Origin of the sequence: Pseudomonas sp. UYIF39 (assembly GCF_029963765.1) — a bacterium.
In the GTDB taxonomy this organism is placed as follows: Bacteria; Pseudomonadota; Gammaproteobacteria; order Pseudomonadales; family Pseudomonadaceae; genus Aquipseudomonas.
In genome coordinates this window covers 1-8,305 of the sequence record NZ_JALBYU010000057.1, presented here as the reverse complement: position 1 = coordinate 8,305, position 8,305 = coordinate 1, and the positions used below count along the sequence as shown (strand labels likewise).

At 47.8% G+C, this 8,305-nt stretch carries 12 protein-coding genes; 11 read left to right on the top strand and 1 reads right to left on the bottom strand.

What is annotated here, in order from left to right; all coding sequences use genetic code 11:
• Positions 1–76 precede the first annotated feature (76 nt).
• Positions 77–307 (top strand): hypothetical protein, encoded by a 231-nt coding sequence (locus MO767_RS30660; RefSeq protein ID WP_282483591.1) that lies wholly within the window; start codon positions 77–79, stop codon positions 305–307.
• Positions 308–630: 323 nt separating this feature from the next.
• On the opposite strand, the gene MO767_RS30655 is transcribed toward MO767_RS30660, so the two are convergent.
• Positions 631–1,023 (bottom strand): helix-turn-helix domain-containing protein, encoded by a 393-nt coding sequence (locus MO767_RS30655; RefSeq protein ID WP_282483590.1) that lies wholly within the window; start codon positions 1,021–1,023, stop codon positions 631–633.
• A 130-nt stretch (positions 1,024–1,153) separates the two neighbouring features.
• Between MO767_RS30655 and MO767_RS30650 the strand changes: the two genes are divergently transcribed.
• The 10 genes from MO767_RS30650 (at position 1,154) to MO767_RS30605 (ending at position 8,087) form a co-directional block, all read left to right on the top strand.
• Complete coding sequence (locus tag MO767_RS30650) at positions 1,154–2,284, top strand: phage/plasmid replication protein (protein ID WP_282483589.1); 1,131 nt, start codon at positions 1,154–1,156, stop codon at positions 2,282–2,284.
• Complete coding sequence (locus MO767_RS30645) at positions 2,281–2,469, top strand: hypothetical protein (RefSeq protein ID WP_282483588.1); 189 nt, start codon at positions 2,281–2,283, stop codon at positions 2,467–2,469. Before MO767_RS30650 ends, MO767_RS30645 begins: the two co-directional genes overlap by 4 nt.
• A gap of 114 nt (positions 2,470–2,583) precedes the next feature.
• On the top strand, positions 2,584–2,877 hold the full coding sequence (locus MO767_RS30640) for a propanediol utilization protein (RefSeq protein WP_282483587.1): 294 nt from the start codon (positions 2,584–2,586) through the stop codon (positions 2,875–2,877).
• A gap of 13 nt (positions 2,878–2,890) precedes the next feature.
• A complete protein-coding gene (locus MO767_RS30635) occupies positions 2,891–3,115 on the top strand; it encodes a hypothetical protein (RefSeq protein WP_131063499.1) in 225 nt (74 codons plus the stop codon).
• 7 nt (positions 3,116–3,122) lie between these two features.
• Complete coding sequence (locus MO767_RS30630; protein WP_282483586.1) at positions 3,123–3,344, top strand: hypothetical protein; 222 nt, start codon at positions 3,123–3,125, stop codon at positions 3,342–3,344.
• A gap of 130 nt (positions 3,345–3,474) precedes the next feature.
• Positions 3,475–4,881: a hypothetical protein gene (locus MO767_RS30625; RefSeq protein WP_282483585.1), complete on the top strand. Its 1,407-nt coding sequence runs from the start codon at positions 3,475–3,477 to the stop codon at positions 4,879–4,881.
• An 8-nt stretch (positions 4,882–4,889) separates the two neighbouring features.
• On the top strand, positions 4,890–5,177 hold the full coding sequence (locus MO767_RS30620; protein WP_282483584.1) for a DUF2523 family protein: 288 nt from the start codon (positions 4,890–4,892) through the stop codon (positions 5,175–5,177).
• Positions 5,177–6,268, top strand: a complete 1,092-nt coding sequence (locus MO767_RS30615; RefSeq protein WP_282483583.1) for a zonular occludens toxin domain-containing protein — start codon at positions 5,177–5,179, stop codon at positions 6,266–6,268. Before MO767_RS30620 ends, MO767_RS30615 begins: the two co-directional genes overlap by 1 nt.
• 24 nt (positions 6,269–6,292) lie before the next feature.
• Positions 6,293–7,519, top strand: coding sequence for a secretin and TonB N-terminal domain-containing protein (locus MO767_RS30610; protein ID WP_282483582.1), 1,227 nt, complete (start codon positions 6,293–6,295; stop codon positions 7,517–7,519).
• 157 nt (positions 7,520–7,676) lie between these two features.
• On the top strand, positions 7,677–8,087 hold the full coding sequence (locus tag MO767_RS30605) for a hypothetical protein (RefSeq protein WP_282483581.1): 411 nt from the start codon (positions 7,677–7,679) through the stop codon (positions 8,085–8,087).
• The last annotated feature ends 218 nt before the right edge of the window (positions 8,088–8,305 follow it).

The window sequence follows — 8,305 nt, the reverse complement described above, 5'->3', positions numbered from 1 at the left end:
TAATGACAGGGCCTTATGTTGAGCGGCGTCCGGATAATGCCAACGGCCCCGGGCGTCGCTTAATATAGGGTCCATTATGCGTATCCAACTTTCTCTTTCTGATCGCGCTGTGCGCGATGCTAAAGCCTACATGGCAAATCCTGACCCTGAGCAAGCGATTGAATCGTTAATCGATTCCTATGGCGCCCTGGTGTCCGATCTTCGCAAGCTTCGCTCTAGGGTCCGTCAGTTCGACGACGAGTCAGCTGAGCTGGATGGCCTGGTCAGCAAGCTTAGAGTTGTCGCAGCCCTAATCGAGGATTTATAGCGGTCTTCTTCGCGACATTTGAGGGGCACACTACCAACACTTGAGGGGCCGTAGCTGAGTGCATGGTTGGGATTTGGAGCATCGCGACCAGTCCAGCCAGGTGCTCAGGTGCGGCGGACAAGCGCAGCGCGTCAGTTTTACGCTATTTGGGCTGCTTTCCTTTGGTGTCCAACCGCTTTTTACCTGGTCCTGGTAACGATGTTCTACTGCTAACACTTGAGGGGCCGATTTACTCGCGATGGTCCTTTCGACCGCCGAAGGCGGTGGGGGGGTGTTGTTACACCCCCACTTTACCGCAAAACACTGCGGTCCCTTTTGCCTCGTTACTGCTCTTTGGTTCGGTCTTTCTTGCCGCCTTTGAGATACTCCTCGAACTCCATGCCCTGCAAAATAGAGCTTATGACGTTGAGGGCTATAGGTTTGTGGGTGTCGTTTAGATTTCCAAACCTACGCAGAAGCCCCAACATTTCTACCTCGACCCCACGCTCGTTGTCGTCCAGTAGGATCTCATCTGTGGTGCACTGAAAGAATTTTGCTATTGCCACAGCCTTGTCGCTTGGCGGCACGTTCTTACCTTTTTCCCAGCTTGCAACGGTGTTTTCTGCCACTCCGATTGCTTCAGCCACGTTTTTCTGCGAAATCTTTTTGCTTTCGCGCTTGATTCTGATGTTTTCTCCGATGCTCATTGCCGCTTCAACCGAATGATCATGACCCATAGACTTTAACTCCTGTGTTTTTGTACAGCACACAGATATGTGTGCTTTACCCATGATTTATGCCTTGTCAGCAGGCTAACACATAGCGTAGCCTCTACTGCGAAATGTAATGGGTTGACAGGGATTTGTGATGTTCATCGATTGGCTGACAGTTTCCCAGGTGTTCGACTTCGACCTACCGGTGATCTCCGATACGGGTTTCTGTGCCTTTGACACTGCAACTGGCGACGTTCTCAGTACTTCCTACAAGGCTACAAAGTACCGTGGCAGCTACAGCTCAACTCTGACAATCAAGATTTCCGGCCGAAAAATTACGGTCGATGGCAACCCTTCGCGGATTAACAGGCATGACAACCTCTTTGGCTTCGAAACCATCTCGGACTGTGTCTCGGTCTTCAATTCAGTCCTCACGACTCTCGGTCTTCCTTCTTTCACCCGCTGCACGCGGGTTGAAATTCGCGATGGCCAGTCAGGCGGGAAGGTCGGTCATCTCTGGTCTGACGGTTGTGTCATCCATCGCATAGACCTCACTACAAATGTAGCTGTAGGGCAGGGCAATGAGCTTGCATATATTCGTAGTCTTTCAACTCAGCGTATTGGCCATTCCATAGGGTTTTTGTATCCCAACGGTCTGACTGTTGATTGGACTACCTCTGGTCACGGTAAAGGCGCTCGGCTTCAATATCGCAAGGTTTACATTAAAGCCTCTGATTTGGCTGATAAACATCTTCCGAGAGTTAAAAGAGAATTTGGCGAGTCCTCTGAAGAGTATCGCTATGCTCAGGCTCTTTATGATTATTGTGTTTCAGAGGGCATTGTGAGGTTTGAACAGGAACTTAAAGATGAGTTCTTGAAAAGGAAAGGTTACAGCTTTTGGGGCCTATTTGATGAAGGCGAATTATCCCAGCTCCACCGTGAGTTTTTAGATATTGATCAGCGCCTAAAGGTGACTAAAATGGATCAAGTAAGCATTGCAGAGCAACTACTGCTCGAAAACGTTGTTGATACTCCACGCAAAGCTAATACCACTGCGTATTATGCATACCTTTGGATGAACGATCGTGAGATTGCTCTTTCTCAGCGTTCTTTTGAAACGCATGCTGCGCGTTTAAACCGTATCGGTATCAACATTCGCAATGCCTGTGACATTCGTTCATTTTCCGGTGTGTTCATTCGTGATATGCGTGAAATCACCCCTGTTAAGTCTGTTACTCCACCTTCGTTCTATCGCAGGCCTACTCATTTGAGGGCTGTTGCATGATCTATGACATTCTTCAAGGGGCGCAACTTTCACCAGGACAGCGCCAGAGACTTGAGCAACAGCGCCGAATCGGATCAATGCTTAATCCCGTTTTGGCTGATCAAGTTGCTCAGACCATTGCAGCTCTCGAAGGTCAGAAAAGAGCAGGGCGTCAAACCGGAAAAACAGTGGTTTACCGTAATTGATACTCGCGGAACAGCTTCAATCGCTGAGTGGATGGGCTTCTAATAATTTCGCCCAGATGGGCATAACTTAGGTCGGCCATAAGTTGCCGACTGCCAATGTAAGAGGGCATCACCATGTCTAACACTATTGTGGTTGAAATCACAGGCAATTTCCGTAGCGGCACAGCTGCCAAATCTGGCAAGCCCTATTGCATGTTCGAAGCATACGCCCATCTGCCGAACATTCCGTATCCGCAGAAATGCACTTTTTATGCGGAAACCCCTCAGCAAGTGCCTCAGCCTGGGAAATATGAGTGTGATGTTATCGCTCAAGTACGTGATGACCGGCTTATGTTTGAAGTCGATCCTCGTCAAGGCCGCTGTGTAAGCACGGGTGCTTCACAAGTAGGTGCTGTTAAGAGTGCCTAAGGGTTAAACCTAAATGTCTGATTTTGTTCGCTGCACTGGCGAGCTAAAAACTGAGGGTGGTTTTCCTCAGTGTTCGGGGTCTTGGGAGGCTGTTCAAGTTCAACCTCCTTTTGATCCATCCCAGCTAGATCCAATTATCTTGGGTCAAGCATTCGGCGCCGGATTTACCTTGGTAGCAACCTTCATGGTTTTTTCAATGGGTATTCGTGCGTTTTTAAACTTTATTAAAAATAGTTGAGGCTTCCATGCTTAAAAAAATCGGTAAAAAAAGTGTTGCTGCTGTTTTCTTCACCGCCGCAATTTCGGCTAATGCGTTTGCAGCTGGTACGACCTGGGATTACTCGACGCTGACATCTAGCGTAGATTTTTCCACGATCAGTGTTGGTGTTCTGGCTGTAGCAGCTTTGCTCGCTGCTGTTTATGCCGGTATTAAAGGCGCGAAAATCGTTCTCGCTTTCCTGCGTTAAGAGCCTTTGTGTAACAAAGGGCTCTTCGTGAGCCCTTTTTTTTAAGGGAATCTTATGGATCAGCTCTATTACTTCGCAATGTTCGTCATTGGCTCAAGTTGCGCTTTCGCTGTTTTTTGGGGTTGGTGACATGAGAATTCTACTTGTTTTAGTTTGTGCGGGCTTTTTTGCATTATTCTTTAATAATGCCTTTGCTGCTGATGCAAAAAAATATTCTTGCAATACAGCAGCACCATATCCAGGTGCGCCTGATTTTTGCCCTGATAAAACTTATAAATTTCTTACCCCTGAGGAAGCAGCTCAATCTGTTGTAGCTGCACATGAGGCTTGGTGGAGGGCTCAGAAAGGCTCTGACTTTAGTAGCTATGCAGGACAGTATCCGACGTGTATTCAGACTACTACTTATTACTGGTTCACATGCACTTGGAACGCCAATCTAAAATATTACCAATCGGGGCAGTTGGTTTCGACGGGCTATCAACCTGACTATGCCACCATTGTTCGTCAGCATGATTGTGAGTCTACAACTACTCTTAAAGGCTCCACAGGTGCCGTCATCAGCAGCGGGTCTGACGGTAAGCGTTATGTGCTTTCTCAATCACCCGGTGAAACGGTTTGTGCCAATTCCTGCAACTACGATGTTAACGGTACTAATAAGTGTTATTTAACAATTGGATCTGAGACAGAGGGATTTTGTAATTACAACTACAAAATTAAAATTGTTAATGGTTCTGAGACCTGTGCCACCCCGGATCCCAATCTTAAACCTGCCGAAATTGGTGATGAGCTTAGCGATAAATGTCCTGAAGGTTTTGAATTCGCTAATGGCAGCAAACAGTGCACGCCAATCCCTTGCCCTGAAGGTTATGAACGGCTAGATGGCAGCCAAACTTGTACTGCTATTCCTCAACAACCTGGTGGTGGAACTGGCGACGGAACTGGTGGTGGAACAGGAGGCGGTACTGGCGGTGGCACCGGTGGTGGAACAGGAGGCGGTACTGGCGGTGGCACCGGTGGTGGAACAGGAGGCGGGTACGGTACTGGCGGCGGCACCGGTGGTGGAACAGGAGGCGGCACTGGCGGTGATAGCGGTACAGGCGGTGGCACTGGTGGTGATGGTGGTACAGGCGGTGGCACTGGCGGTGATGGTGGTACTGGCGGCGGCACAGGCGGTGATGGTGGTACTGGCGGCGGCACAGGCGGTGATGGTGCTACGGGCGGTGATGAGACTTTTACATCACCTGGTCCTCTTAACTTGTCGGCTTCAGTGGCCGGTCGTGGTGACCAAGCTAAATCTCAAGTTATGGATATGAAACAAAAAATGGTTTCGTCTAACACTTTCACAGCAGCAAAATCAGCTTTCAGCGGATCTTCACATGCTTCAGCTATTTGTCCTGTTGGCTCAGTGACTTTGTTTGCAAAGGAAATTGTTTTTGACAGTCACTGCAAATTGTTTGGCCTCATAGCTCCGATCTTGAAAGCAGTCTTCATCGCTATTTGGTCTTTCCTTGCCGTTCGTATCGTTCTAACTGCTTGAGGTGACGTATGTTGTCTGCACTTGCATCGTGGTTTAAATCAATTTTCGAGCAGATTGCAACTTGGATAATCGACGTCATTTTCATGGTGTTCGGTTGGATGTGGGATGCGCTAATGTTCCTGCTCGATTCACTTGGCCTGGCCGACCAAATCCGAACGTCTGCAACTGCTTTTGATGGTATCCCTGATTCCGTTTGGTACTTCATGAACCTGTTCCAAATCCAGTTTGGCTTGGGTTTGGTGCTTGTTGCTTACCTTATTCGGTTCCTGATTCGTCGTATCCCGGTGATTGGCTAATGGCTATTCACGCTTACGTTGGTAAGCCAGGGCACGGAAAGAGTTACGGCGTCGTCGAACGTGTAGTTATTCCATCGCTTAAGCAGGGTCGGCATGTTGTCACCAACATTCCGTTGAATGCTGACGACTTGCTGGCTGATTTCGGTGGAACTATTCAGCAGCTACCCGCTGACTGGTTTGAACTTCCCGACTTAGCTGAGTACGTACCCAATGGCTGTGTTTTGATCATAGATGAAGCATGGCGACGTTGGCCCAAGGGTCAGAAAGATAATCAGGCTAATCCTTGGGACAAAGCCTTATTGGCTGAACATCGCCATATGGTTGACGCGAAAAACAATTCGATGCGAATTGTCATTGTCACACAGGATTTATCACAGATACCAAGTTGGGCAAGAACCCTTATTGAAACAACATTTCGTGTTGTCAAAATCTCCAAAAAGATTTATCGGGTCGATGTGTATTCTGGTGTTGTAACGGGTGATAAACCACCTGCTTCTCACCGTATACGCCAGTTCCCGGGTCGTTTCGACAAAGCTATTCAGTGTTATTACCAATCGGCAACACATTCTGCGACTGGAGCTGTTGGTGATGAATCTGTTGCCGATAAAAGCGCATCGTTTTTACGCTCCTACGGTTTATGGTCGTTAATTGCTATCGTTGTCGTCGGTCTGCTTGTCGGCATCCTCGGAATTAAAAGTTTCTTTAATAAACCAGCCACACAGACGCATCCTGAATCTACTCAGCCTAAAACTGTAAATCAGACGCCTGCGCCTAAACCTGCTCCCGTTGCACCACCAGTTGTTTACTCTGAGTCTTGGAGGTTGAGTGGGTTTGTTCACGCTTCTGAACCCGATTCCAATTCAAAACGTGATTCTTCTATTGCCGTATTGGTCGATAACGCAGGTCACACCCGTTACATATCATTTTCAAGTTGTCGTTTTTTCTCTGATTTCAAAGAAGCGTATTGCGACGTGGATGGCGAACGTGTCACCACCTGGACGACACAAAAATCCTCATTTTCTATGCCTCCCATTATTGGGGGCTTAGGCGGTGGGGCAGCTCAGCGTAGCGCAAGCAGCCCATCCGGCTAAGCCAACCTTTATCTAGGTGAATTCATGAAGACTTTGTGCTCATCCTTTCTTGTTGTTTTTCTTTTGCTTTCTTCTTTTGTACATGCTGACACTGAAAGAATGAATTTTGATTTTGATGCAATTCCGTCAAAAACTGCCTTGCAGCTTATTGCTGATTTTGCTCGTCTTAACTTGATTGGTGCCGATGATGTTGACGGTACTATCACTATGCGAATGAAGTCTGTGACCTGGGAGGATGCGTTAAGGTATGTCGTAAAAACGAAGGGGCTCCACTCTCAAATTGACGGTGATGTTCTTTATGTATCTAAAGATAAAAATTATTTTGTTTCATTGGACTCGCCATTGCCTAAGACTGATGACAATAAAAATACTATTTTCAAAATTAAGCATATGCTTGCTTCCGAGGCTATTTCAGGATTTCCGACTTTCTCCAAAGAGTTCAATCAGGAGTCTCTTGCTGTAAATGATGCCGCTGGCATCGTGGTGGCTCGTCTTTCTCCATCCAGGCTTGAAGAGCTGGCCTCCTATTTACGTGCTGTAGATTTTCCTCGGGCTCAGTTGATGATTGAAGCGCGTATTGTTGAGGTGGATCGATCTTTTTCAAAACAGCTTGGCGTTAATTGGTCTGGAACCATCAAGGCCGGAAACTTTGTAGGTAAAACTGCCGGTGCCTTTGTTGATGTCGGTTCTTTGCCCGTTAGTGGTGGCATTGGCTTTGTCTCCAGCTCAGCGATGCTCGATCTGGAATTAGCAGCGATGGAGAAGGGTGGTTACGGAAAAGTAATTGATCGCCCAAATGTCTTTGCTCGGGATAAACAACCAGCTAGGTTTGTAAAAGGCTCTGAGGTTCCTTATCAGCAGACTGCGGGGCAGGGGGCTACATCTACCTCATTTAAGGAGGCAGCGCTTTCTCTCGATGTGACGCCGTTTATCGATGACGCTGGTGTAAGGCTCGACATCAAGCTGTCCAAGGATGAGCCTGATTTTGCTAACGCGCTCAACGGGGTTCCACCTATTAAAACCGTCAATGTCTCCTCAAATGTCCGCGTAAAACTTGGCGATACCGTTGCGCTTGGTGGTGTGTATACGACTGTTGAGACAACCCAGGAGCATCGTGTTCCGGGCCTTGCCTCGATCCCGTTGCTGGGCGGCATTTTCCGTTATGAATCGCAATCGACCTCGACAGCGGAGCTGATTCTTTTCATTACTCCAACCTTGGTACCATCTGTGGACGTCGCTCAGGTCAGATAATCTTGAGAAATTTAGAGTGATTTAATATAACTAAACTAAAGGGATATTTAGTTTAGTTATAATTCAATGGAATTGTTATTTCGTTCTTTTTCGCGCTCATAAACCCCTCATGTTCGTTTACCCTGTGCCTGTTTCTATTCACTACAAGGAGAGTTTTGTGGCAGATGATCAACAGGCAAAACAGCACTCGGAGCTTTTAGGGGCTCTACAGGGTATTCAAGGTTCTCTGAAGGCTTTGGCCACCATTCAACTAGCTGCTGAGTTCTACACGACTGATGAGCGTCGGGCACTTCGTGCTGAATATGACGTATTGCGTGAGAAGGATTCAGCAGCGTTTGCAGCAATGCAGCAAGCCCGTGACGACGTTTTTGATCCAGATTTGTCGTGGGATCAGCGCGTTCAAAAGTACGGCGAAAGAACAGCAAGACAGCACCGCGCAGATGTTGAGGGCTGTCTGGAGCTTCGAGCGGCGACGATGAAAGACGTCACTGCTTTTGAGCAGAAACACCGGTTGTTGATTCGACTGATGGATTCAGCCGCTGAACTGGGCAAGGGAAAGTACGAATAAGTAGCTCACTGGTGAACCAGGGGTAGCTCAAGCATGATCGTTAGCGTTCAAATCTGAGCGTTAACGATCAGCATCAAATGAACGAGGGTTCGTTCATGCCTGATCGGATATCTGCCAGTAGCTGAAGGATATTGCTCAGGCGTGTGAGATAAGTCGCGTCAGGCTTCAAATCTGACCACCACACGCTCCCACGTCCGTATAGGATGGTTCGCATAATG